The organism is Flavobacterium chuncheonense (genome assembly GCF_042686145.1).
Taxonomy (GTDB): Bacteria; Bacteroidota; Bacteroidia; order Flavobacteriales; family Flavobacteriaceae; genus Flavobacterium; species Flavobacterium chuncheonense.
The window spans coordinates 545,707-570,585 of sequence record NZ_JBHUPC010000012.1 but is presented as its reverse complement, the minus strand read 5'-3'; the positions used below and the strand labels follow the sequence as shown (position 1 = coordinate 570,585).

Below are 24,879 nucleotides of genomic sequence, written 5' to 3'. Positions count from 1 at the left end.
TTAGCAACTTTGTAGATAATGATAGTATTAGTTTTAAAATATTTCGTTCCAAAAGGTTTTAAAGGAATCACCTTGTTTCCATTTGTAATTTTATTTCAAAATAAGGATCGTTTCAATGAAGTTTTGCTCAATCATGAAAAGATTCATATTCGTCAGCAATTGGAAATGTTGATTCTGCCTTTTTTTATTTGGTATGGTATTGAGTTTTTAATTCGATTATTACAGTTTAACGATAGAAATGTAGCCTATCGTAATATTTCGTTTGAAAAAGAAGCGTATGTCAATGAAAAAGACCTCGGCTACTTAAAGCAGAGGCCTTTATGGAGTTTTTCAAAATACATTTGAAAGCTCCTTCAACCAAATTTAACAAAACTAACTTAACATAAACTTTTACTTTGTCTCCATTGATTGCTTTTTTAATAAATTTATTCTTGATTTTAGATGATTTATTTTTTCTTTTAAGGTATTTATTTGATTGTTTTGTTCTTGAATTGCTTTAACTAAAACAGGGATCATTTCATTATAATTTACCCCTATTACAGGCATTTCTTCTTGTACTAATGCACCTGGCGTTTCTTCATACTCTTTCCATTCTCTAGTTTTGACGATTTCTGGAAGTACAGTTTGGATTTCTTGTGCTATAAAACCTAATTTTAATTCTTTTTGATTTTGTGGGACTTCATGATTCCTAAATTTTTCATTTTTCCAATGAAAACTAACAGGATTTAAATGTAAAATTTCTTTAAGTCCAATATTCAATGTTGTGATATTCGTTTTAAGTCGGGCATCAGATGTGCTTATGAAACCACCACTTCCGACATATGTAGTATTCCATCTATTTGTTGATGACCCTAAGTTAGGTGTCGAACCCGATATAGGTATTATTCTGTGGCTGAATTCGAAGTCGTTAGTCGCATCTAGTATATATTCACTATCACCTAAATATACTTTAGTACCACTTGTAGCGCCGTTTGTAACGTGTAAATTGTAAGTAGAAGGGCTAGTAGAGCCAATTTTTACATTACCAATATGATATATTGGATGTAAATTATTAAAGCCATTGTCAAAAAACCAATCATTGTCTTCTGTCTTGGCAAGTGTTTTGGATTTCCAAACACCGATACCGTTTTCATCCGATACCAATACTTTGTCATTACCTTGAAGTCCATCTAAAATAGTGAGAGTTTGATTGGTATTGGTGTTTAAGTGGAGTTTAGCTGTAGGACTTGATGTACCCATACCAACATATCCTGTTGAAGAAATTCGAATGGCTTCGGTATTGTTAGTCACTATACTTAATCCTTGGTTATCTGAAGTTCCAATTGCATTTATTGAAGGGTTTGTTCCACTGTTTCCCGTTAACTCCCATCCGTTACCACTTCCCGCAAAAGGAATCCATGTGTTACCATTATAATAATAAAAGCCAGCACTAGCATCATTTTGGTAAATTAGAAGACCTGCTGCAGGTGTATTTATAGCATCGCGTTGCACTTGAGTCATTCTTGGAATTAAAACGCCTTGAGTGTTACTTTTTATTTCTAGGGCAGCACTGTTGTCTGGATTAGTTGTATTGATACCAACTTGAGCAATAGAGACCAATGTATGTGCCAAAAAAAATATTATGTATAATGATTTTATAGGTTTCATTTTTTTGAAATTGTAAGCAATATTTTAATAAGATTAAACTTTGGTTAAGGCACTAATGTATTAGTTGTTTGTAGCAGTTGGTCAATTTCTTTTTCCAAAGTAGTTAGTGTTACTTGATGCTCTTGAATGGATTTTACTGTAATGGGTAAAAGTTCACTATAACAAACAGATAAATTGTGCACTTTAGATCTTTTTATTTTATCCTTTTTAACTATCCAAGCTTTATTTTGAACAACTTCTGGAATTGTTTTTAAAAGATCTTGTGCTAAGAATCCTAGTTGACGTTTTGGAAAATCAGTATATTCTTTTTTCCAATAATAGGTTACAGGTTTTAGTTTTCTTAAATCTTCCAATCCATATTTTATTGATTTGATGTTTGTTTTTTCAGATCGATCAGAGGTAGTTATAACTCCATTTATTGTGGTTATTTGTCTCCATCTTTTTAAAATTGTTCCGAGCGTTAGTGCATTATCGATGCTTGGAACTAATGAATTCGACACCATAAATTCACTGTTTCCATCTACAAAAAATTCTTTTGAGCCTATTCCTACTTTTGTTCCTGTTGAATACGAATAATTTAATACATCAAGTAGTGCGCGTGGAGTGCCAAAGCTTCCAATTCGGACACTACCTGTTCTATAAATAGGATCGGTATTTTGATTTCCAGAATTAAATTGCCAATCATCGTCTGTGGTTGAAGCGGATGCATCTGTCCATGTACCATTTCCATTCGCATCACTCATGAGGACCTTTCCGTTTGCTTGATTGCCGTCTTCTAAACGAAAAGCTGGGGTAAATGGTGTAACAATAATGTTGTCTACAATTGCACCATCACTTGTTTGGTTAGAATAACCTTTACCTATGTAACGAAAACGTAAACTATATTGGTGGCCAGGAGTAATGTTTATTTCCTTATAAAAATTGCTAAAAGTTTGAGGAATTGAAGTTGAATATACTTCTCCAAATTCTTTTACCAAAGTTTCTACTAAATTGTTAGTGGTTTCGTTATATAGTGTTACTGTGAAACTATCGGGTCTTTCTAAATAACTGTATCCATATGTAAAAGAAATTAGAACTTGATTTTCTACAAATGTTCCAAGTTTAACGACAAGTGTAGCGTCTTGTTGCAGACAGCTTACAGTAGAGTTAATAAAAGCTCTATTGCTAGTACAGTTAGCGCATGAAACTCCAAGGGGGTTTGAGGTACTAATTCTCCATCCCTGTGAATTTGTACAAGTAGCATCATTATTATCTATCCAATAAACAGTCTGAGTGGAACTTGTAGAGAAATTATAGGAAGAATTATAACTTTCAAAATCTTGAATGTATGCAGGTGTAAAACTACTTTTGACAGTTAATTTAGTGTTTAACGGTGATGTGAGATTAATTCCTGTATTCCCTGAAGAGCTTATACGACCTGCTTCACTATCGTTGGTTTTGAAAATGATAGGATTGTTGTCTAATGTGCCGAGTTTGTTTGTGTAAGGATTTGTGTTGCTATTGGTTGTAATTGACCAATTGTTACCATTACCTCCTAGCGGTTGCCAAAAAGTACCGTTAAAGTACCAAACTCCTTTAATGCCATCAGTTTGATAGATTAATAAACCATTAGCAGGAGTGTTTATGTTGTTTTTTTGAACTTCTGTAAGTCTAGGGATTAGTAAACCTTGTGTTGTGCTTGAAACATCTAAAGATGCGCTTGTGTCTGGAGTATTAGTTCCAATACCAACTTGAGCGAAAACGCTAGAGAAGAAAAGTAAATGAATGATTAAGGTTGTGATCTTTTTCATGAAATTTTTACGTTTACAAGAATGAGGATTATTGTTTTAGTGATTGTAATTGAAATTTTAGACCGGCAACTTCATTAATTAATTCATTTATTGTAATATCTTGTTCTTGTTTGGCTTTTATTAGAACGGGGATTAATTCTTCATATTTAATACCTAAAGGTCTGTTTTCTTTTAAAGTAAATGAAGCGTTTTCCGTTTCGTTGAAATAATCATTTGAGTTATTGAAGACTATTTCTGGGATTATATGAAGTACTTCTTGTGCTATAAATCCTATTTTTAGTTCTTTTTGGTTGTCAGGGATAATGATACTGTTTAATTTTTCTTCTTTCCAGTAGTAACTTACAGGGTTTAATAGAAGTACTTCTTTGAGACCATAATTTAATGGTGTTATATCTTTTTTCAATCGTTTATCAGATGTGGTATTGATACCATTTGCAGAATAAAGTGTATCCCAAAAATTAGAAATTCCAGTTGTAGTTGTTTGACCAAGTACTGCATTGGCAGCTTCATTTATGGTTGGTACAACATTTTGATTTATAATTATCTCATTGTTGCCATCAGATATAAGTCCATCTTCTCCAATGCCAAAAGTTGAACCTGAAATAGAGCCGTTATCAATTGCTAAATGACAAAAACTTCTACCTTTTCTACCTATTAATACATTGCCCCAATGTGAAATTGGATTACCTAAAGATGCGCCCGAAGGGTTCCAATCATAACTTGTTCCAGTAAAATATACACCTGTAGGGTCATTCCAATTCGCAACTCCATTTGCATCACTTGTCAATATGTAGCCATTGTTTTGTGTACCATTTGTCATTTTAAATGCAGGATTGTTTCCAGTGATATGAAGTTTGTGAGAAGGATTATTTGTTCCTATACCGAAATTGCCTGAGGTATTTTGAATGCGCATAACTTCGATATTGTTTGTTTTAAAAGTAAAATCTTGAGCATCTGATGTTCCTAAATAATCGGTTATGGTATTTCCTGAGTTTCCTAATATACTCCAACCGATTGTTGCTCCATTAAAGTTTGACCATATAGTTCCGTTGAAATACCAAAATCCAGCTGTTCCATCAGTTTGATAAATTAATAAGCCATTTGCGGGAGTCATTATTGAATTTTTTTCTATCTCAGTTAATCTTGGAATAAGTATACCCTTGGTGGTTGATTCGATGTCTAAAATAGAAGAAGGATTAGGAGTGGTAGTACCAATACCAATTTGACAAAAGCAAATATTGAAAAATAAAATAAAAATGCAACTGATTATAATTTTGTCTTTCATATATAATAATTGTTTGTTTGTAATTAAAATCCTAATGATATATTTGGAATTTATTATTTAGTTTTGAGCCGGTAAAAGCAATATTTGAATTGAGGAGATAAATGTATTTTTTTATTTAATTAACAATCAAAAAGTTACTACTACAAAACAACAATAGGACTACAACAAATCTACTACAGCTATGTTTTTAAGTCATTTAATATTCATTCTGAGTGCTATAGGATTTATTCTTTTTGCAATTAGAAGTAATCGTCAAGAGTCATTTGAAAAATATTTGACTTTTTTTTCCTTTCTGTATTTTACAGCAACTGGAACTTTTTTGTATTTGAGTTATTATTCTGGAACTACCTCTAAATTTTTAGATTTATACGGAGTTTTAAATGAAAGCATAACATTGCTAGTGCCCGTTGTTATAGTTGGTTTATTTGGAAAGAAATTAAGTTTTAGTAAAACAATTCTTGTTTTTTTAGGGGTAATATTAACTGGAATACTTTTTACAGTGACACATTTTTTGATTGCTAACTTAGATGGGAATGATTTGATTTTTTATCCAAGCAATACTCGATTGTATTATAATGTTTTTTTACAATTGGGGTATAATGTTGTCTTATTTGTTTTGTTTTTGTCTTTATTAAAAAGAATCAATTTTAATGAGACATCGGAACTTTTTGATGGTGTTTATAAAAGAGTTTTTTCGGTTTTATTTATAGTTTATTATATACAAGATTCGTTGTTTTTTGTTGGTATGTTGTTTTCTGCTAAAGGTGAAACATTATCAAAAGGATTGTATTATTTTATGCTAATTTCTAATTTGCTAATGGCTATTTTGTTGATTGCACTTGCAGTTTACACAAATTGGTTGTTTGTGTTAAATAAGATAAAAATGAGTTGGCAAAAGATTAGTGAAGAAGAAAGAAATATTGAACCTAAAGTTTTTTCATTTGATATTAAAAATGGTCTTAAAGACGTGAAAAGTTGGAACGACTTTAAACAGGTTTACGCTGATGAATTCAAAGAAATTATTGTAGAAGTAGAGAAGTTAGACTTTTTAAGTAAAACGGAAAAGTTATACGCTGCTTTACAGCCTTTTGATTTATCACACAAAGATATTGCAACATTGTTAAGTGTTTCCCTTCGTACTGTGGGGACAAATTTTTACAGATTACGATTAAAACTCAAAGACAATAATTTTTCTAGTGATTTCCCATATAATTTATCGTAAACGCAGACATGGTTATGTTGTTTTTTTAGTAAAAAAAGACTTATTAATTGCAGCGTAACAAAATCTATTTTAATTGTTAAAAAAAGATTTTATTTGCTTGTGTATCAAAAAATAAACGTATACTTTTGTTTGAAAATTAATAATATTTAACGTATGAAGAGAATATTACTTTCATTATGTTTAGGTGTTTGTTTAAACGTTACTGTTAAAGCTCAAATGTATGTGAGTCCTAATAGCTATGTTTTTGTAAACGATGAGTATGTTTATGTAAAACAAGATGTTAATTTGGCTGCTTCGGGTAATTTTTATTTGAGAAACGGTTCTCAATTATTACAAGGAAGAACAACTGCTGGAGCAAACACAGGCTTGGGTAATTTGTCGGTTTTTCAAGAGGGAACTGTTAACAATTATCAATACAACTATTGGTGTTCACCTGTAGGTGTTCCAGGCTCAACTATTGGGAATCAAAATTTTGGGGTTACACGTCTTTATAGGCCTTCAGTTAATGATAAAATTAGTAGTGAGGCTGCTGTAATTAATACTGCTAATGGTTTTTATGATGGAGTTGCACTAAATGGAAGTAATAAGCTTGTTATTGCTTCAAGATGGGTGCATACCTTTGTAGCTTCAAGTACTTATTCTCAATGGATCCAGAATAATGGTAATTCTAATATAGCACCAGGACTTGGTTTTTCTATGAAAGGTACTTCTGGAACTGATGCTTTGGTAACAGATGCAACTGAAGGAGTACAAAATAATGCTGGAAGTAAGCAGCGTTATGATTTTAGAGGAAAGCCAAATGATGGTTTGATTGTAAATAACGTTGTAGCTGACAATCAGACATTGGTAGGGAATCCTTACCCAAGTGCAATAAATTTAAATCGTTTTTTACTCGAAAATAGCGGTCATATTATAAATGCGGATGGTACTTATACAACAGGAGGGACGAATAATGTGATTGATGGAGAAGCTCAGTTTTGGGAACATGATAAAAATAATAATACTCATTATGTTTCAGGGTATGTTGGTGGTTATGGAGTGTATGTAGCAAATAATGCAAATGCAAATTCACCAGGTACTTACACACCTGCAACCTATAATACTTATACTGGAAGTGGTGCTTTAAACACAGCAGGTGTTGGTACAGGTAATTCTTATCTTAGAATGTTCTCGCCGGTGGGTCAAGGATTCATGGTGACGGGTATCACTACGGGTCAAGTGCAGATGAAAAATGAATATAGGGTTTTTGTTAAGGAAGATGATACCCTAAATCCAGGAGCACACTTTGAAAAGAATGTAAATAATCAGTCTAGCTCTGCAAATTCAAACGGAGATAATTGGGGTAATATTCCTAATGTGGCTGGGGTAGATTATACGCAATATTCAAAGTTGCCTACTCCTCAAATTCGATTGAGAGCTATTTTGAATAATCAATTTACACGTGAAGTTGTAATGGCTTTTAATCCTAATACTACAGATGGTTTTGATATTGCTATGGATGCTAAAACACCAGATGCTTCAATACCAAAAGATGTTTATTTTCCGTTGACAACATCAGATCAATTTGTGATTTCAACATTTCCTTTTGATGTGAATAAAGTAGTTCCATTTGCTTTTAAGGCTAATGCACAAACAACTTTTAAAATTGAAGTAGCTGAAGTGATTAATTTTGATCAAAACCAAGCGGTTTATGTGCATGATAAAGTAAATGATGTGTATTATGATATCAAAAACGGATCTTTTGATGTTACATTGCCTTCAGGTAGCAATAAAACGGATTTTGAAATTACTTTTACAACACAAGCAAATCTTTCTAACGAAGATTTTGTAGCAGATAATTTGTTTCAAGTATATCAAAATAATGCTGCTGCTTTGTTGACGATAAATAATAAAGAGCGTAAGGATTTAGCCAGTATAGAGTTGTACGATGTTACAGGTAAAAGTGTAATTCGTAAAATCAATTTGGGAAATGATACTCAATATGAAATTCCAACTAATGGCTTAAGTGATGGTGTTTATATTGTAAAATTAAAATCGTCAGAAAATTTAACGGTAAGCAAGAAAGTTTCGGTTTACAATAAATAAGATTTATCTTTTTAATATTAAAATCCCGCATTTGCGGGATTTTTTGTTTTTTTGTATATGAATCAGAAAGTAAATATAAATCTTCCGAATGGTATAGAGCTTTATATCAAAAGAGAAGATTTGTTGCATCCTTATATTTCGGGAAATAAATTTAGAAAGTTGAAATATAATGTTTTAGAAGCATTACGTTTGGAAAAAGAGCAATTGTTGACTTTTGGAGGAGCTTTTTCCAATCATATTTTAGCACTCGCTGCAGCTGGTAAAGAAAATAATTTACCTACAATTGGAGTTATAAGAGGAGAGGAACTTGAAAATAAGGTCGAAGACAATCCAACACTTTTAAAAGCAATGGAGTTTGGTATGCAGTTTAAATTTGTTTCTAGAGCACAATATCGATTAAAAGAAGAAGGATCTTTTTTAGTGGATTTGCAAAAGGAATTTGGCGATTTTTATTTAGTTCCAGAAGGAGGTACAAATAGTTTGGCTATTAAAGGATGTGAAGAGATTTTAGATAGTGAGGATAAAATTTTTGACTTTGTATGTTGTGCGGTTGGAACAGGAGGAACGATATCAGGGATTATTAATAGTGCAGCAAACCATCAAAAAGTTCTTGGTTTTTCTTCTTTAAAAGGAGGTTTTTTGTCTGATGTAATTTGTAATTTTGTCACAAGAAAGAATTGGGAAATTTTTTCAGAATATCATTTTGGTGGATATGGTAAAACTACTGACGAGTTGATAGGATTTTTAAATTCTTTTTATGAAAATACAGGAATCCCATTGGATCCAATTTATACTGGTAAAATGATGTATGGTATTTTGGATATGGTGAATAGGGGATTAATTCCGTCAAATTCAAAAATAGTAGCTATTCATACAGGAGGTTTACAGGGTATAAAAGGAATGAATCAAGTGTTAAAAAATAAAAATAAGATACAGTTAAAATATGAAAGTTAAAGGGTTGTTGGTTTTAGTTGGTTTAATAGCGATAGGTTGTGGAAGTTCGAAAAATGTAAGGACGAGTTCTACTAAACCTAAAATAGTTACTACCAAGCCTGTTGTAGAGGTATCAAAAACTTTGAAAGAAGATGCCAAAGAGGAAAATAATTCATCGGAAGAATTGGTTGCGACATCCAAAGTCTCAGCTACTACAGCAACAGTAACTGATTATATTAACAGTTTTAGCGAGGTAGCTAAAAATAATATGCGCCAGCATGGAATACCGGCAAGTATAACTTTGGCTCAAGGAATTTTAGAATCAGGTGCAGGAAAGGGAAGACTTTGTTTAGAAGCTAATAATCATTTCGGAATTAAATGTCACACAGGATGGACAGGCCCTAGTATTAAGCATGATGATGATGCAGCGCAAGAATGTTTTCGAAAATATAACGATCCTGCTGATTCTTACCGCGATCATTCATTGTTTTTGACTTCAAGGAGCAGGTATGCAAGTTTGTTTCAGTTGGATAAATTGGATTATAAAGGATGGGCGAAAGGATTAAAACAAGCGGGTTATGCTACAGATCCAAAATATCCAGCGAAGTTAATTGGAATTATAGAGCGTTACGAATTGCACATGTATGATGAAGAAGTGGTTTTAGGTACTAAATCAAATAGTGTAAAAGCAAAAGACAATAATTTCGCAAATGACGCAATTGCTGTAAAAGAAACGGGAACTAAAGATTTGTATACCATTCAACAAGGTGATACGTTGTACTCTTTGTCAAAAAGATTCAATACTACTGTGGAGAATATTAAAAAAGCGAATAATATGACAAATAACGATTTGTCAATTGGTCAAACGATTAAAATTAAATAATGGAATATAAAAGAAGTAGTGCTTTATTTGCAGAAGCAAGTAAAGTTATACCAGGAGGTGTTAATTCACCTGTTAGAGCTTTTAAAGGAGTAGGGGGAACTCCTATTTTTATAAAAGAAGCAAAAGGTGCTTATTTGTACGATGAAGATGGTAATCAGTATATCGATTATATTAATTCATGGGGGCCGATGATTTTAGGGCATGCATTTGACCCTGTTGTTAATGCAGTGATAGAAAGAGCTAAAAAAGGGACTTCATTTGGTACTCCAACAGAATTGGAAACAAAAATTGCTGAATTGGCGGTTTCGATGGTTCCTAATATTGATAAAATTCGCTTTGTAAATTCGGGAACAGAAGCTTGTATGAGTGCAATTCGGTTGGCAAGAGGGTATACAGGAAAGGACAAAATTATTAAGTTTTCGGGTTGTTATCATGGGCATTCTGATTCATTTTTAATTGCTGCAGGTAGTGGATTAAGTACGTTTGGAGTACCAAACAGTCCAGGTGTTACTCAAGGAACAGCACAAGATACATTGCTGGCAAATTACAATGATATTGAGAATGTAAGACAATTGTTTGAAGCAAACAAGGATGAGATAGCTGCGGTAATAATAGAGCCTGTTGCTGGGAATATGGGCTGTATACCGCCAAGAGAAGGTTTTTTACAAGCTTTAAGAACGGTTTGTAGTGAAAACGGAGCTTTGTTGATTTTTGATGAGGTAATGACAGGGTTTAGGCTTTCAAAAGGTGGAGCTCAAGAATTGTTTGATATCAAAGCAGATATTGTTTGTTTTGGAAAAGTTATTGGAGGAGGGCTGCCGGTAGGAGCATTTGCAGCTCGTGAAGAAATCATGAACTTTTTGGCACCTCTAGGGCCTGTTTATCAAGCAGGGACGCTTTCAGGTAATCCTTTGGCTATGGCTGCTGGTTATGAGATGTTGAAACGTTTAAATGAGGATGAAGAGGTTTTTAATCGTCTTGAAGAAAAGACGCTTTATTTAGAAAATGGTATCCGTGAAGTTATTGCAAATAATAATGTGTCTTTTACAATTAATAGAGTGGGGTCTATGATATCAGTGCATTTTGATAAAAATCATGTATATGATTTTGAAACTGCTAAAAATGGGGACAATGACCAATTTAAAGCATTCTTTCATGGACTTTTAAATGAAGGTGTTTATATTGCTCCTTCAGCTTACGAGACGTGGTTTATTACAGATGCTTTGACTTATGATGATTTAGATAAAACGATAAGAGCTATTGATAAAGTAACAGCTAATATGAAATAAAAAAACCCGCTTAAGCGGGTTTTTTTATTATTTAATTGCTTTTTCGTAAAGCGCTGTATTGTTTTTAAGCTTTTGAAACATATCGTCTCCTAAAATCTCAGAAAAATCTTTGTTGATTTTTCTAGTCGTAACAATTAGTGTTTCTTGATACGCCATTTCATGAGGAGTATTACTTAATTTTGTATTCTTGTCAAGTAAAACTTCATAAAGTTGATTGGTAGTGTTTGTGTCTAAATTTAGAAATTTTCCAATTTCTTTAGCGACAGTTTGCGAAGTTTTTTCTACACTTTTACTATCTTGAGCTGAAGCTGTTATTGTAAAAGCAAAAAACAAAGCGATAATTGCGATTAATCTTTTCATATTTAAAAGTTTATATTTTCGGTTTGTCCAAAACTAAACCAAAAAAATAGTTTTACCAAATTATTTTATAAAAATGAAACCTTAGTTTGTTTGATTTTTACGATTCATACCTCTAGGGGCACTATTTTGTCTTTGCGATTCTTCCCATTTTGCTAATTGCTCAGGAGTTAAAACCTTACTTAGTTTTTCTTTAACTTCTATTCTGCTGTCAAGCATTTCATCTTTCATTTTATAACGCTCATCTGTAGATAATCGTTCTCCACTTTTTCTGCTTTGCTGTATTTTTTGGTACCGCTCTTCTTTTTCTTTATTGTTTTCTAAAAGAATTGGTTTAATCTTGTTTTGTTGTTTACTGTTTAAGTTCAATTCAAGGGTCATTTTTTTAACTTGTAAATCGGTTTGCTGTTCTGGTGACAAACGATTGCCTTGTTGTGCAAAACTTGTAAAACTGATAACAAATAATGCAATTGCAATTAATTTTTTCATATTTATAATTTTGTTTATAAGTAAGAATGTTATTTTAAATAAAGGTTTAATTGAATTTGCAATTTAGTGTTTTTTATGTAACATAAGTACTCGATCTGTAAAAATAACGTTTTATAAAAAAGTCAATAAAAAAGGGAAAGCATTTGCTTTCCCTTTTTTATTGAAGTAGAAATATTTATTTTCCTAAATACTCAGCAATTTTATTATCGCCATCTACTTTTATTTTCATTAAGCCGTGTTTGGTTACACCTTTACTTGCAGCATCCCATTTTTTACCGCTTAATGCAGAAAGTGTTTTTAAGTCTCCAATAGCAATTCCTTCGTTTGCTTTTAATAACTCGATGATATGTTTTTCGTCTTCTGTTAATTCAGGACCTTTTTTCTCTGGACGCATTTGCGGGAAGAATAAAACCTCTTGAATAGAAGGATTGTTGGTTAAAAACATGATTAAACGATCCATTCCGATACCTAAGCCAGATGTTGGAGGCATACCGTATTCTAAAGCGCGTAAGAAATCTTCATCGATTATACCATTAGCTTCATCATCTCCTTTTGCAGCTAAAGCCATTTGTGCTTCAAAACGTTCACGTTGATCAATTGGGTCGTTTAATTCAGAATAAGCATTAGCAATTTCTTTACCACATACCATCAATTCGAAACGCTCTGTTAAATCTGGATTATCACGGTGTTCTTTACATAATGGAGACATTTCTTTTGGATAGTCAGTAATGAAAGTTGGTTGGATAAAGTTTCCTTCACATTTTTCACCAAAAATTTCATCAATTAATTTTCCTTTACCCATAGTATCGTCAACTTCGATACCCATAGATTTTGCAGCTTCACGTAACTCTTCTTCTGATTTACCTGTAATGTCGAAACCTGTGAACTGCTTAATAGCATCAGTCATGGTTACACGTGCATATGGTGCTTTGAAGTTTACTTTATGGTCGCCAAAAATAGCCTCAGTAGTGCCGTTTACTTGTAAAGCGCAGTATTCTAGTAGGTTTTCTGTGAACTCCATCATCCAGTTGTAGTCCTTGTATGAAACGTAAATTTCCATAGCAGTAAACTCTGGATTATGGGTTCTGTCCATACCTTCATTACGGAAGTTTTTAGAAAATTCATAAACTCCGTCAAAACCACCAACAATTAATCTTTTTAAGTATAATTCATTGGCAATTCTCATATATAATGGAATGTCTAAACTATTGTGATGTGTGATGAAGGGACGTGCTGCAGCACCACCAGGGATAGATTGTAAAACTGGAGTTTCAACTTCCATGTAACCAGCTTGGTTAAAGAAAGTACGCATAGCGGCAAATAATTTTGTGCGTTTTACGAAAACTTCTTTTACTTGTGGGTTTACAACTAAGTCGACATAACGCATTCTGTAGCGTAATTCTGGATCGTTGAATGCGTCAAATACGTTTCCTTCCTCATCTGTTTTTGGAAGTGGTAATGGGCGTAATGTTTTACTTAAAAAAGTAAAGTTTTTTACGCGGATACATTTAGCACCAACTTGTGTGGTGAATAATTCTCCTTCGATTCCTATAAAGTCACCTAAATCAGTTAGTTTTTTAAAAACTTGATTATAAAGTGTTTTGTCGTCTCCTTCGCAAATTACATCACGATTGAAATACGCTTGAATTTTTCCTTCACTATCTTGAATTTCTGCAAAACAAGCTTTTCCTTGGTCGCGATTACTCATTAAACGACCAGCAACAATAACGTTCTTTCCTTCTTCAAAAGTTTCCTTTATTTGTTTCGAAGTATGGTTAACTGGAAACAAATTTGCGGGATAAGGATTGATGCCAAGTTCTCTCAACTTGCTCAATTTTTCTCTTCTGATGATTTCTTGTTCTGAAAGTTGCATAATTTTATTTTTAAGCCTGCAAAGATAAATTATTTTGTTTCAAGTTCAAAGTTCCTTTTTTTGTTAGTTAATCTAGTTTTCTAGATGATTTTAGACTGTGAATAGCGTTTGATAATTATATCTTTTTTAACATCTGTATAAAAATGATTACGGGTTCGGTTGGTAAACTATTCGTATCTTTGCTTTTCAATTTTTAAAATCAAAATAGTGGATTTCCAAAATAAAAAAGTTCAATTACAAGACCTTGGTGCTAAAGATTATAAAGATACTTGGGATTACCAAGAGGAATTGTTTAAAGGGATTGTAGATTTAAAAATTAAGAATAGGCGTGAAGAATTAAATGAGTTAACGCCAAATTATTTTTTATATGTTGAGCATCCACATGTGTATACTTTAGGTAAGAGTGGGGATTTTTCTAATTTGTTGCTTTCTGAAAAGCAATTAGAAGACAAAGGGGCGACATTTTATAAAATTAATAGAGGAGGCGATATAACATATCATGGACCAGGTCAGATTGTAGGTTATCCTATTTTAGACTTGGAGAACTTCTTTACTGATATTCATAAGTATTTACGATTTTTAGAAGAAGCTATTATTTTAACATTAGGAGAATATGGTGTTGCTTCAACCCGAAGTGAAGGGGAAACCGGTGTTTGGCTTGATGTAGGGACTCCTTTTGCTAGGAAAATTTGTGCAATGGGTGTGAGGGCAAGTCGTTGGGTGACTATGCATGGATTTGCTTTGAATGTTAATGCGGATTTAGGATATTTTGATAATATTATACCTTGTGGAATTCGAGGTAAAGGGGTGACATCTTTACATGTTGAGCTTGGTCGACCAATTGATGAGGCTGAAGTAAAAGAAAAAATTGTTAAACACTTTGCAAGTCTTTTTGAAGCAGAGATGGTTTAAGTTTTTAAAACTCGAGTGTTAATTGTTCGGGGAGTAATCGAAAACTTTTGCGGTGGTATTTGGTAATGCCGTATTTTTTTATGGCTTCTCTATGTTCGTTTGTAGGGTAGCCTTTGTTTTTTTTCCAATTGTACATTGGGTATTCATCATGAATTATGTTCATGTATTCATCTCTATATGTTTTTGCTAAAACGGATGCCGCAGCAATACTTAAATATTTAGCATCTCCCTTTATTATGCTAGTATTGGGTATGTTTTTTAGTAAATCAATTTCTTCAGGAGTAAATATTTTTCCAAAAGTGTTTTTAATGCCAAGTTTTGAAAAAATGGGTCGGTTGCCATCAACAATTATATATTCAGGTAATGGAGTTAATTTAAGTATGCTTTCTTGCATTGCTTTCATAGAGGCGTTAAGAATATTGATTTCATCAATTTCTTCATTATATATATGAGTAACGGCAAAAGATAATGCTGACTCTTCAATTGTAGGTTTTAGTTTTTCTCTATTTCTTTCTGAAAGTTGCTTTGAGTCGTTTAACCTTTTGTTGTAAAAATCTTCAGGAAGTATAATTGCGGCAGCTGTTACAGGTCCTGCTAAACAGCCCCTGCCAGCTTCATCTGTTCCGCATTCTAAAATGCAATTACTGTAAGATTTATTTAGCATTGTGCTTTTTTTGACAAAAATATAATGTTTTTTTTTAATGTAAGTGTCTCTTTTATTGTTAATTGTTTTTTCAAATGTGCTAATTATTTATAGATTTGTAGAAAATACAATAAAAAAATGAAAAATAAAATTATTTTGGCAATTTCGTTATTAACCACAGGAATTGCTTTTTCGCAAACACCTGAGGAGAGAGCGAAGATTGTTTCAAATTATGATTTGGAGCATTTGAATGTTTTGGAGAAGGAATTAATAGCTCAAAATGATGCAAATCAAAAAGACAACATTGAAAAGATGGCACGTTTAGGGGTTAGGGAGAGTTATGTAGATGAAGCAGGGAGTTATTATAATTTAAAGTATTTTGAAGGTGATACACCTATATATGTTAAAACTGACAATGTTGGTTCTGCTTTAACAGCTAGAGTTAATACAATTAATTATGGAGGAAGTGAGGGTTTGAACTTGAATGGGCAAAACATGATTGTTGGTGTGTGGGACGGCGGTCCTATTAGAGGTAGTCATGTGGAGTTGGCAGGTAGGATTACCTATAAAGATGGAGAAACTTTCTTTGTGTCTAATGGAGGGACTAGGCATGGGACTCATGTTGCTGGTACTATAATAAGTTCAGGTGTAAACAATGCGAATTCAAAAGGTTTGGCGTATCAAGCACAAATTTGGGGAAATACTTTTGATAATGATGAGCCAGAAGTTGTTAATCAAATTGGGCAAGGATTATTAGTGTCTAACCATTCGTATGGTATACCTGCTGAAAATGCTCCAGTATATTATTTAGGAGCTTACATTAATGAGTCTAGTGTTTGGGATCAAATGCATTTTAATGCGCCATACTATCAGGCTGTTATTTCTGCAGGAAATGATAGAGGTTCATCTGCTGATACTAAAGGTGGAAGAGATTTGTTGGTTGGAAATAAAAATTCAAAAAATCCAGTTGTAGTTGCTGCGGTTGCTCAAGTGAGTAATTATACAGGTCCATCGTCTGTTAATATGAGTAGTTTTAGTAGTTGGGGGCCTACAGATGATTATAGAATAAAGCCAGATATTTCTGCTAAAGGAGTTTCTGTTTTTTCTACAGTTTCGGATACCGATACTAGTTATGATTCAATGCAAGGGACATCAATGGCAGCTCCTGCGGTTGCTGCTACATTAACTTTGTATCAGCAATATTATAATCAGTTGTATGCATCTTATATGAAAGCTGCTACTTTGAAGGCAGTAATGATTAACTCGGCGGATGAAGCTGGTGCAACTCCAGGTCCTGATTATAAGTTTGGGTGGGGTTTAATTAATGCGAAAAGAGCTACTCAAATAATTGGTACAAAAAATTCTGGAGGTTCAATTATTGAAGAGTTGAATTTGGCTAATGGTCAAACCTATACCAAATCCATTACTTCTGATGGTGTTTCTCCATTAAGAGTTACGGTAGTGTGGACTGACCCTGCTGGACCAGTAAGTAATGGAACAGTTGATGATCCTACCTCGAGGTTGGTTAATGATTTAGATGTAAGAGTTGTGCAGAATAATAATGTTACGATGCCTTGGGTTTTGAACTCATTTTTTATTCAAGCAGGTGCTATAAAAGCTGATAATCCTTATGATAATGTAGAGTCTATTGATGTTGATTTACCAAGTGGAACTTATGATGTTATCGTGACTCATAAAGGAACATTGCAAGGAGGAAATCAAAATTTTTCTTTAGTAGTTTCAGGAGTCAACCAAACATTGAGTTCTAATAGTTTTTCAAATGTATTCAGTGTTTATCCTAATCCAGTAAACGATATTTTGAATGTCACTGTAGAGGGGGCTAAGGTTGTTGTTAAGGAGTTGAGTGTTTTTGATAGTCAAGGTAGATTGGTTAAGTTTGTTGATATGGCTGATACGGTTGGAACTCACCAGGTTGATTTATCGGAATTGAATTCAGGTATTTATATGGTAGAAATGAAGGGTGAAAATGGAGAAAGAGATGTTAAAAGAATAATTAAGAAATAATTTTATAAAAGAATTGCTTTATAAAACTGTAGTGTTCTGATGTGTTAGAAATACTACAGTTTTGTAAAAAAAAATATTATCATTGGATAAACGATAATGTGTATTTTTCTTGCTTTTTTAAAAAAAAATTATCAAGTTTGCACATTAACTAACTCAAATTAAATTAACATGAGATCAAAGTTTAAATGGATTTTTACGCTTTTGGTAGCGTTTACAATGCAGTTTTCTTTTGCACAACAGAAGACTGTTACGGGTGTAGTATCTGATGCTTTAGGGCCGTTAGCGGGAGCTAACGTTGTGGTAAAAGGAACCACAAATGGAGTTACTACTGATTTTGATGGAAGGTATTCTATCAATGCAAAACAAGGTGATGTTTTGGAAATTACTTACACAGGTATGAAGCCATCATCAGTGCAAGTTGGTACTTCTAATGTAATCGATGTGGTTATGAAAGAAGATATCTTGACAGGTGATGAAGTAGTGGTAGTAAGTAGTTATTTCTCTGAGAAAAAAGAGAAGATTACAGGGGCTATTTCTGTTGTAGATGCTAAAACTATTGAAAATGTGCCGTTAGGTTCTTTTGATCAAATTTTACAAGGTCAAGCTCCTGGGGTAACTGTTCAAGTTGGTTCTGGTCAGCCTGGTGCTGCTGCAAAAGTTAGAATTAGAGGTACTGCTTCTATTACTGGAGCAAATGAGCCGTTGTATATTTTAGATGGTGTGCCGATTTCAGCTGGAGATTTTTCTGCTATGAATCCAAGTGATTTTGCAAGTGTTTCTGTGTTGAAAGATGCTTCTGCAACTTCTTTATATGGTTCTAGAGCATCAGCGGGTGTAATTGTAATTACATCTAAAAATGGTAAATTTAATCAAGAAGCTCAATTTAGATATAAATCTCAGGTTGGTTTTTCTGAAGTAGGTGATCCTAATTTTAAAATGATGAATTCATATCAATTGTTAAATTTTCAACGTTTAGTTGGGAATGGTAGAGGAGTTGGTATGACGGATGCTGAAATAGCTGAATTGGCTCAAACAAATACAGATTGGTCTGATGTTTTCTTTAGAACTGGAAAAACAGTTTCTCACGAATTAAGTGTAAATGGTGGAAATGAAAAAACGCGTTTCTATAATTCATTATCATATTTTGATCAGGAAGGTATTGCTGAAAGATCGAACTTACAAAGATTTACTTTTAGAGCAAACTTAGATAGTAAGGTTTCTGATAAAACTTCTGTTGGTTATAATATTTCTATGAATTATGCAAAGCAAAATTTATTAGATAGTGAGAATTCAGTTACTTTACAAAATCCTTATGCGGCTGCATATTTGGCATCTCCTTATGATACTGTTTATGATGAGAATGGTAATTATGCAACTGGTGGTGGTAAAATTGGAGCAAACGCTTATGAGAATTTAGTTGAAAACCAAAGATATAATAATCAAGTAAAAATTATTGGAGGTTTATTTGCAGAGTCAATGGTAGCGAAAAATTTAAAGGCTCGTGTTGATTTTGGTTTGGATTATACAAATGATTATTTTGTAAGAGCACAAGATCCTAAAACACAATATGGTTCTACTGTGACTCCTGGTAATCAGGGTCTTTACAGTCAGACAAATTCTTATTTAGGAAGATTTATTACAACTTCACGTTTAGTTTATGCAAAAACTTTTGCTGAAAAACATGATTTTGAGTTTGGTGCTTATATGGAGTATATTAAGACTCATGGTAAATCAGGTTCATTTACAGGATACGGTATTAATCCAGCGTTAGTTGGGTATCCAGCTGGTATTACGCCGGGTACTAATGCAAATGGATTGATTCCTGTTGTAGGTGGAGCGGATTCTGAATCTGGATTGTTCTCTTATTTTGGTATTGCTAAGTATGGTTATGATGATCGTTTCAAATTAGATTTATCATTGAGAAGAGACGCTTCAAATAGATTTGCTGAAGGTAATAAATGGGCTACTTTCTGGTCAGTTGGTGCTAACTGGAATATTCATAAAGAATCTTTCATGGAAGGTGTGTCATGGGTAAATGAATTGCGTTTAAGAGCTAGTTATGGTACAACTGGTAATCAAAATGGAATTGGTAACTTCCAACAGTATGCTACATGGGGAGGTTCTGGATATGGTGGAGCACAAGGTATTGCGCAATCTTCTATTCCTAATCAAGATTTACAATGGGAGACTGGTAAAAAGGCTAATATTGGATTGGATTTTGTTTTGTTCAATAATTGGATTAATGGTAGTGTAGAGTTTTATGATAATAGAACTGCAGATTTATTTATCAATCAAACTCCTCCTCTTGAAAGTGGATACGGTGGATTGTTAGTTAATGCTGGTGAAATGAGTAATAAAGGAGTTGATTTATCTATCGAAGGTTTTATCGTAAAAAATAAAAATGTTTCATTTAGTTTATATGGAAATGCAAACTATAATAAAAACAGAATTGAGTCTTTAGGACAAGTAAACGAATTTGAGCAAGGAACAGCAATCGTGAAAACAGGATTACCATTCGGATCTCACTATGCTGTAGGTTGGGCAGGAGTAAACCCTGCTAACGGTCAACCTTTGTATTATGACTTAGACGGAAATGTAACTAATGTTTATTCTGAAGCTAACTCTACTGCAACTTGGGGAACTTATGAGCCAGTTTACACAGGTGGATTCGGTCATAGATTCAACTACAAAGGTTTTGATTTCTCTACATTATTCACTTTTGCAGCTGAATATTTTAGATATAATAATCAAACTTTCTTCCAAGAAAATCCAAATTTTGCACAATATAATGTTTCTACAGAAATGTTAACAATGTGGCAAAATCCTGGAGATATCACTGAAGTTCAAAGTTTTCAGTATAATAGAGAATTTTCATCTAAAGACATTGAAGATGCTTCTTATATCAGATTCAGAAATGTTCAAGTTGGATATACATTACCAAAGAAATTTACAGACTCTATTAAGTATATAGATGGTTTAAGAGTTTATGCTCAAGCTCAAAATTTAGCAACTTGGACTAAGTTTACTGGTTTTGACCCAGAGGACGATAATAATATCGCACAATATGAGTATCCAACACCAAAGATTTTCACTTTTGGAGTTGATGTTAAATTTTAATAAAAGAAACTATGAAAATTAAGAATTTATTATTACCAGTTATTTTATTAGCATTCGGAACTTATTCATGTACGGATGCTTATGAAATAGACGCTGCAGATGAAATTATTGATGGTAATGCAATTACTAACATTGATGATTTAAGTCGCGCTATGAATGGTGCATATGCAGGAGTTGGAGGGCAAAGTTTTGTAGCTTGGTCATCATATTTTACAGATGAGTGTAGAAAGCCTTCTACGAATAGAGGACAAGGAGTTCAAGTTCATACATGGTCTATCAATGATGGAACTGATGAACCTGCTTCTTATTACAGTGGTTTATACTCAACTATCAATAGAGCCAATGTGGTTTTAGAACGTATGGATAATTTTGAAGTTGCATCACCTGAGGATGCTGCTTTAAGAGAGCAATATAGAGGTGAATTGTTGACAATTAGAGCTATGGCTCATTTTGATCTAATGCGTTTTTTTGCTACATCTTATGATAATCCAAATGCATTAGCTACTCCAATTGCAACTGAAGTATTTGTACTTGATATGTTAGCTAGAAATACAGTTGGTGAGGTTGTTAGTTTTGTTAAGTCTGATTTAATGACAGCTTTAGATATTTTCAATACTTATGGAAATGATAATGATGTTACTAAAGTTACGCCTACAGCTGTTAAAGCTATTTTAGCGCGTTTGGCTTTATATACTAAAGATTATGATGCTGCTATTGCTTATTCACAAGAGGTTATGAATGCAGTGCCTCTTGCTGCTACTCCAACTGATTATATTGATATTTGGTCTGATGCAAGTGATGCAGAAATTATCTTTAAATTAAAAAGAGTACAAGGTAATGGTCAAATAGGTAGAATTTTTAAAGATGCTAATGGAGACGTATTCTTTAATGTTTCTAATGGTTTATTTTCTACATTCCAACAAAATGATATTAGATTTTTCAGTTTGATTGATTTGAATGAATCTACATTACAAGATTTACAAGTTGGAAAATATATTGGTCCATCTTCTAATTATGGTTTAGCTGATATTAAATTGTTCAGAGTTGCTGAAATGTATTTAATTAATGCTGAAGCTCATGCTTTGAAGGCTACTCCTAATTTTACAGCTGCTGAAACTGCTATCAATGCTTTAAGAGCAAGTAGAAGATTAGATGCAGGAGCATTACCTAATTTGACTTTTACAGATCAAAATGATGCAATAAATAAGATTTTATTAGAACGTAGAAAAGAGTTGGCTTTTGAAGGACACAGATTTTTTGACTTAAAGCGTTTCAATAGAGGTGTTGACAGATTACCTTCAGATGTTGAGTTAAACACTTTTGCTGAAGATTTAGATGCTGGTGATTATAGATTTACTTTACCTATACCTTCAGCAGCACTTTTTGCTAATGATTTATTAGTTCAAAATCCAATTTATTAAAAAAAATAGATATGAAAAAAATTATAGCTTTATTGCTTTTCGCTAACTTGAGTCTTTTGACTTCATGTAGCGATGCGGATCCTGAAATTTATAATGGTGAAACGTTAGCATATTATACTGACGGTGTGAGTAGCAAATTTCCAGTTAAGGAAGATGATACTAATGGCTCTCAAAAATTAATACAAGTTGGGGTTACTACTAGTTCAACTGCTGACAGATCATTCCAAATTGAAATTTTAGCAGATGATGATTTAACAGATGATATTGTGTATGCAGATCCTTCTCAGTATACAATTGATCAAGCTTCATTGGTTATCCCTGCAAATTCTTTTTTAGGAGAAATAAAAATGATTGCCCTTTATGACGATATGCCAGCAGAGGGAAGTGTTTTTGTTAAGTTGAAGTTGACTCAAATTGATGGTGGTTCTATTTTACAAGATGACAATATTTACACAGTAGAATTGTTTAGATCTTGTTTAATTGAAAATTTCCCTAACAGTTTTACAGGTTTTCCTTTTGCTTTTGGTGAAAGTGCACCATCATTTCAAGTAAATTTTATTCCTGTTTCAGGTCTTGAAAATACATTTACCATTGCATCTGCTTGGGGACCTAACTTTGTTGCTTGGGCTACTGGTGATTCTTCTTATGCAGGACAGTTTCCTTATGCAGGAACTTTAATTATCAACTGTGACAATACAGTAGAAGTTATTGGTGCTGATTCATGGGCAACAGGTGGTACAGGTTCTTATGACGCGGTATCAGGACAGATTGTTGTTGAATTAACACAAGCGTTGTTTTCTTCACCATTTACTGTTGTTACTACTTTTGTACCAAACCCATAATTTGATACAATCTTGTTAATATTAAGACCCCGCTTTTGCGGGGTTTTTTTTATTCTACAATTTCTCATTACATTTGCTTTTTAAAATTTGTAATGAGAAATTTATACATATTCTTTTTGTTGTTTTTGGTTTCTGTGCTTAACGCCCAAAAAAGGACTTTGAAAACAAATAGTAATTTAGGAACAACTTTTGATCAAAAGGATACTACAAGAGTTTTTAAAGGGACACGAGATGTTAATGGCAAGGAGAAGCCATCTTACAGACTTTATAAAATATATAGTTTAGATCGGGATACAACTTATGTAGATACTACTCTAACGATTCAAAAAGAATATAAATATAATTATTTAAGGAAAGATAATTTTGGATTGATTGCTTTTGCCAATGAGGGGCAAACATATAATACTTTGGATTTTAGTTGGACTAAAGCGACAGCTTTTCCGCAGATGGGTTTTAAAGCGAAGCATTTTAATTATTTAGAGTCGAATGACATTAGCTATTATAACGTTCCTACTCCATTGTCCGATTTGTATTTTAAAACCGTAATGGAGCAAGGACAATCACTAGATGCTTTTTTGACTGTAAATACCAAACCTAATCTTAATTTTTCTATTGCTTATAAAGGATTGCGTTCAATAGGAAAGTATATTAATAATATTTCTAGTTCTGGAAATTTTAGGTTTACATCAAGCTATTTTACAAAGGATAAGCGTTATATTTTAAATGCTCATTTTACGGGGCAGGATATATCGAATCAAGAAAATGGGGGTATTCAAGATGTTGACTTGTTTGAATTGAGTGAAGATCCTTACACTGAACGTGATCGTTTAGAGGTGTATTTTCGTGATGCAGAATCATTGTTAAAGGGGAATCGTTTTTTTGTTGATCATTCTTTTAAATTAAACAAAAACAGTAGTAATAATTTAATTGTCTTTCATCAATTCAATCACGAATATAAATTCTTTGAATTTACACAACCTACAATTAGTGAGCGTTTAGGTGTTGCAAATTCAAATTCAATTAATAATAAAACCCGTTATAACCATTTGTATAATAAACTTGGTGTAAGTTTCTCCACAAAAAGTTATGGTGATTTGAAGTTTTTTGCTGAGAATAATACGTATAATTATTTTTACAATAGCGTTGTTTATAATAATGTTGGCGATATTGCTGTTCCAAATGCTATTAATGATAGAATAACTTCTTTGGGAGGAAATTATACCTATAATATTGGTAAACTTCGAGCTAATTTATTAGTGTCAAATGCTATTACCGATCAGTCGATTTCTAATATTGAATTGTCTGCAAAGTACGCAATTAATGAAGATTATAATTTCGAATTCAAGTATCAAAAAATAAATAGCCTTCCAAGTTTAAATTATACGTTATATCAAAGTAGTTATATAGATTACAATTGGTATAATAATTTTAAAAATGAAAAGCGCAATGAATTCCAAGTTGTAGCCAATACGAGGCTTTTAAATTTAGAATTTAAATATACAACATTGGACGACTATTTGTATTTTTATAATTTTACCGAAGATATTACTATGCTTACGGTTAAGCCTTTTCAGTATGATAAAACTATCAATTATTTGGCTATAAAAGCGAGTAAGGAGTTTCGTGTTGGTAAATTCGCTTTAGATAACACCATTTTATACCAAAACGTAACGCAGGACAATAATGTTTTAAATGTACCAGAACTTGTTACACGTAATACGTTGTATTTTTCAGAGCATGTTTTCAAGAAAGCTATGTTTTTGCAAACGGGTATTACCTTTAATTACTTTACGAAATACTTCGCAAATGATTATAATCCTTTATTAGGGGAATTTTATGTGCAAAACCAACAGCAAATTGGTGATTTTCCTATGCTTGATTTTTTCGTAAATGCAAAAGTGAAACAGATTCGTCTTTTTCTTAAAGCAGAACATTTCAATTCTTCATGGACGGGTTATGATTTTTATGCTGCCCCAAATTATCCTTATCGTGATTTTATTGTCCGTTTTGGAGTGGTCTGGAATTTCTTTAAATAGATTTTTTTGTTGCTTTTTTGAATACATTTT

The 24,879-nt window shown here is 32.7% G+C and carries 19 protein-coding genes; 12 read left to right on the top strand and 7 right to left on the bottom strand.

The window, feature by feature from the left end; genetic code table 11:
- The first annotated feature begins 18 nt into the window (after nucleotides 1–18).
- Nucleotides 19–345 (top strand): hypothetical protein, encoded by a 327-nt coding sequence (locus ACFS5J_RS06600; RefSeq protein ID WP_379811275.1) that lies wholly within the window; start codon nucleotides 19–21, stop codon nucleotides 343–345.
- Between the two features lie 45 nt (nucleotides 346–390).
- Here ACFS5J_RS06600 and ACFS5J_RS06595 read toward each other — a convergent pair whose 3' ends face one another.
- The 3 genes from ACFS5J_RS06595 to ACFS5J_RS06585 are packed head-to-tail and all read right to left on the bottom strand — an operon-like array spanning nucleotide 391 to nucleotide 4,722.
- Nucleotides 391–1,647, bottom strand: a complete 1,257-nt coding sequence (locus ACFS5J_RS06595; RefSeq protein WP_379811274.1) for a tail fiber domain-containing protein — start codon at nucleotides 1,645–1,647, stop codon at nucleotides 391–393.
- Nucleotides 1,648–1,691: 44 nt separating this feature from the next.
- On the bottom strand, nucleotides 1,692–3,437 hold the full coding sequence (locus ACFS5J_RS06590; RefSeq protein WP_379811272.1) for a tail fiber domain-containing protein: 1,746 nt from the start codon (nucleotides 3,435–3,437) through the stop codon (nucleotides 1,692–1,694).
- A 28-nt stretch (nucleotides 3,438–3,465) separates the two neighbouring features.
- Nucleotides 3,466–4,722, bottom strand: a complete 1,257-nt coding sequence (locus ACFS5J_RS06585; RefSeq protein WP_379811270.1) for a tail fiber domain-containing protein — start codon at nucleotides 4,720–4,722, stop codon at nucleotides 3,466–3,468.
- A gap of 181 nt (nucleotides 4,723–4,903) precedes the next feature.
- On the opposite strand from ACFS5J_RS06585, the gene ACFS5J_RS06580 reads away from it, so the two are divergent.
- The 5 genes from ACFS5J_RS06580 to hemL all read left to right on the top strand — a co-directional run bounded on the left by ACFS5J_RS06580 (nucleotide 4,904) and on the right by hemL (nucleotide 11,134).
- Nucleotides 4,904–5,944, top strand: a complete 1,041-nt coding sequence (locus ACFS5J_RS06580) for a hypothetical protein (RefSeq protein ID WP_379811268.1) — start codon at nucleotides 4,904–4,906, stop codon at nucleotides 5,942–5,944.
- A gap of 153 nt (nucleotides 5,945–6,097) precedes the next feature.
- On the top strand, nucleotides 6,098–8,029 hold the full coding sequence (locus tag ACFS5J_RS06575; protein ID WP_379811267.1) for a T9SS sorting signal type C domain-containing protein: 1,932 nt from the start codon (nucleotides 6,098–6,100) through the stop codon (nucleotides 8,027–8,029).
- Between the two features lie 57 nt (nucleotides 8,030–8,086).
- A complete protein-coding gene (locus tag ACFS5J_RS06570; RefSeq protein ID WP_379811266.1) occupies nucleotides 8,087–8,983 on the top strand; it encodes a 1-aminocyclopropane-1-carboxylate deaminase/D-cysteine desulfhydrase in 897 nt (298 codons plus the stop codon).
- Complete coding sequence (locus tag ACFS5J_RS06565; protein ID WP_379811265.1) at nucleotides 8,973–9,845, top strand: glucosaminidase domain-containing protein; 873 nt, start codon at nucleotides 8,973–8,975, stop codon at nucleotides 9,843–9,845. Before ACFS5J_RS06570 ends, ACFS5J_RS06565 begins: the two co-directional genes overlap by 11 nt.
- On the top strand, nucleotides 9,845–11,134 hold the full coding sequence (hemL, locus tag ACFS5J_RS06560) for a glutamate-1-semialdehyde 2,1-aminomutase (protein ID WP_379811263.1): 1,290 nt from the start codon (nucleotides 9,845–9,847) through the stop codon (nucleotides 11,132–11,134). Before ACFS5J_RS06565 ends, hemL begins: the two co-directional genes overlap by 1 nt.
- Before the next feature lie 27 nt (nucleotides 11,135–11,161).
- On the opposite strand, the gene ACFS5J_RS06555 is transcribed toward hemL, so the two are convergent.
- From ACFS5J_RS06555 to lysS, 3 genes are all read right to left on the bottom strand, one after another.
- The gene (locus ACFS5J_RS06555; RefSeq protein ID WP_379811262.1) at nucleotides 11,162–11,494 is read right to left on the bottom strand and encodes a hypothetical protein; all 333 of its coding nucleotides are present in this window, start codon (nucleotides 11,492–11,494) and stop codon (nucleotides 11,162–11,164) included.
- Nucleotides 11,495–11,575: 81 nt separating this feature from the next.
- Nucleotides 11,576–11,980 (bottom strand): Spy/CpxP family protein refolding chaperone, encoded by a 405-nt coding sequence (locus tag ACFS5J_RS06550; RefSeq protein ID WP_379811260.1) that lies wholly within the window; start codon nucleotides 11,978–11,980, stop codon nucleotides 11,576–11,578.
- Nucleotides 11,981–12,155: 175 nt separating this feature from the next.
- A complete protein-coding gene (lysS, locus tag ACFS5J_RS06545) occupies nucleotides 12,156–13,853 on the bottom strand; it encodes a lysine--tRNA ligase (protein ID WP_379811258.1) in 1,698 nt (565 codons plus the stop codon).
- Between the two features lie 207 nt (nucleotides 13,854–14,060).
- Between lysS and lipB the strand changes: the two genes are divergently transcribed.
- Entirely contained in the window at nucleotides 14,061–14,765 is a 705-nt protein-coding gene (gene lipB / locus ACFS5J_RS06540) for a lipoyl(octanoyl) transferase LipB (RefSeq protein WP_379811257.1), read from the top strand.
- A 4-nt stretch (nucleotides 14,766–14,769) separates the two neighbouring features.
- Here lipB and ACFS5J_RS06535 read toward each other — a convergent pair whose 3' ends face one another.
- Nucleotides 14,770–15,429 carry a ribonuclease HII gene (locus ACFS5J_RS06535; protein ID WP_379811256.1) on the bottom strand — a complete coding sequence of 220 codons (660 nt, stop codon included), beginning with the start codon at nucleotides 15,427–15,429 and terminating at the stop codon, nucleotides 14,770–14,772.
- A gap of 117 nt (nucleotides 15,430–15,546) precedes the next feature.
- Between ACFS5J_RS06535 and ACFS5J_RS06530 the strand changes: the two genes are divergently transcribed.
- From ACFS5J_RS06530 to ACFS5J_RS06510, 5 genes are all read left to right on the top strand, one after another.
- A complete protein-coding gene (locus tag ACFS5J_RS06530; RefSeq protein ID WP_379811255.1) occupies nucleotides 15,547–17,433 on the top strand; it encodes a S8 family serine peptidase in 1,887 nt (628 codons plus the stop codon).
- A 168-nt stretch (nucleotides 17,434–17,601) separates the two neighbouring features.
- A complete protein-coding gene (locus ACFS5J_RS06525) occupies nucleotides 17,602–20,550 on the top strand; it encodes a SusC/RagA family TonB-linked outer membrane protein (RefSeq protein WP_379811254.1) in 2,949 nt (982 codons plus the stop codon).
- Nucleotides 20,551–20,561: 11 nt separating this feature from the next.
- Nucleotides 20,562–21,971, top strand: a complete 1,410-nt coding sequence (locus tag ACFS5J_RS06520) for a RagB/SusD family nutrient uptake outer membrane protein (RefSeq protein WP_379811253.1) — start codon at nucleotides 20,562–20,564, stop codon at nucleotides 21,969–21,971.
- An 11-nt stretch (nucleotides 21,972–21,982) separates the two neighbouring features.
- Nucleotides 21,983–22,813 carry a hypothetical protein gene (locus ACFS5J_RS06515; RefSeq protein WP_379811252.1) on the top strand — a complete coding sequence of 277 codons (831 nt, stop codon included), beginning with the start codon at nucleotides 21,983–21,985 and terminating at the stop codon, nucleotides 22,811–22,813.
- A 158-nt stretch (nucleotides 22,814–22,971) separates the two neighbouring features.
- Complete coding sequence (locus ACFS5J_RS06510) at nucleotides 22,972–24,849, top strand: putative porin (protein WP_379811251.1); 1,878 nt, start codon at nucleotides 22,972–22,974, stop codon at nucleotides 24,847–24,849.
- Nucleotides 24,850–24,879: the final 30 nt, after the last annotated feature.

Excerpts from the sequence above, each read along its gene's own strand:
- ACFS5J_RS06600 (WP_379811275.1), top strand. The coding sequence starts at position 19 with ATGATAGTATTAGTTTTAAAATATTTCGTTCCAAAAGGTTTTAAAGGA.
- ACFS5J_RS06595 (WP_379811274.1), bottom strand. The coding sequence starts at position 1,647 with ATGAAACCTATAAAATCATTATACATAATATTTTTTTTGGCACATACA.
- ACFS5J_RS06590 (WP_379811272.1), bottom strand. The coding sequence starts at position 3,437 with ATGAAAAAGATCACAACCTTAATCATTCATTTACTTTTCTTCTCTAGC.
- ACFS5J_RS06585 (WP_379811270.1), bottom strand. The coding sequence starts at position 4,722 with ATGAAAGACAAAATTATAATCAGTTGCATTTTTATTTTATTTTTCAAT.
- ACFS5J_RS06580 (WP_379811268.1), top strand. The coding sequence starts at position 4,904 with ATGTTTTTAAGTCATTTAATATTCATTCTGAGTGCTATAGGATTTATT.
- ACFS5J_RS06575 (WP_379811267.1), top strand. The coding sequence starts at position 6,098 with ATGAAGAGAATATTACTTTCATTATGTTTAGGTGTTTGTTTAAACGTT.
- ACFS5J_RS06570 (WP_379811266.1), top strand. The coding sequence starts at position 8,087 with ATGAATCAGAAAGTAAATATAAATCTTCCGAATGGTATAGAGCTTTAT.
- ACFS5J_RS06565 (WP_379811265.1), top strand. The coding sequence starts at position 8,973 with ATGAAAGTTAAAGGGTTGTTGGTTTTAGTTGGTTTAATAGCGATAGGT.
- hemL (WP_379811263.1), top strand. The coding sequence starts at position 9,845 with ATGGAATATAAAAGAAGTAGTGCTTTATTTGCAGAAGCAAGTAAAGTT.
- ACFS5J_RS06555 (WP_379811262.1), bottom strand. The coding sequence starts at position 11,494 with ATGAAAAGATTAATCGCAATTATCGCTTTGTTTTTTGCTTTTACAATA.
- ACFS5J_RS06550 (WP_379811260.1), bottom strand. The coding sequence starts at position 11,980 with ATGAAAAAATTAATTGCAATTGCATTATTTGTTATCAGTTTTACAAGT.
- lysS (WP_379811258.1), bottom strand. The coding sequence starts at position 13,853 with ATGCAACTTTCAGAACAAGAAATCATCAGAAGAGAAAAATTGAGCAAG.
- ACFS5J_RS06535 (WP_379811256.1), bottom strand. The coding sequence starts at position 15,429 with ATGCTAAATAAATCTTACAGTAATTGCATTTTAGAATGCGGAACAGAT.
- ACFS5J_RS06530 (WP_379811255.1), top strand. The coding sequence starts at position 15,547 with ATGAAAAATAAAATTATTTTGGCAATTTCGTTATTAACCACAGGAATT.
- ACFS5J_RS06525 (WP_379811254.1), top strand. The coding sequence starts at position 17,602 with ATGAGATCAAAGTTTAAATGGATTTTTACGCTTTTGGTAGCGTTTACA.
- ACFS5J_RS06520 (WP_379811253.1), top strand. The coding sequence starts at position 20,562 with ATGAAAATTAAGAATTTATTATTACCAGTTATTTTATTAGCATTCGGA.
- ACFS5J_RS06515 (WP_379811252.1), top strand. The coding sequence starts at position 21,983 with ATGAAAAAAATTATAGCTTTATTGCTTTTCGCTAACTTGAGTCTTTTG.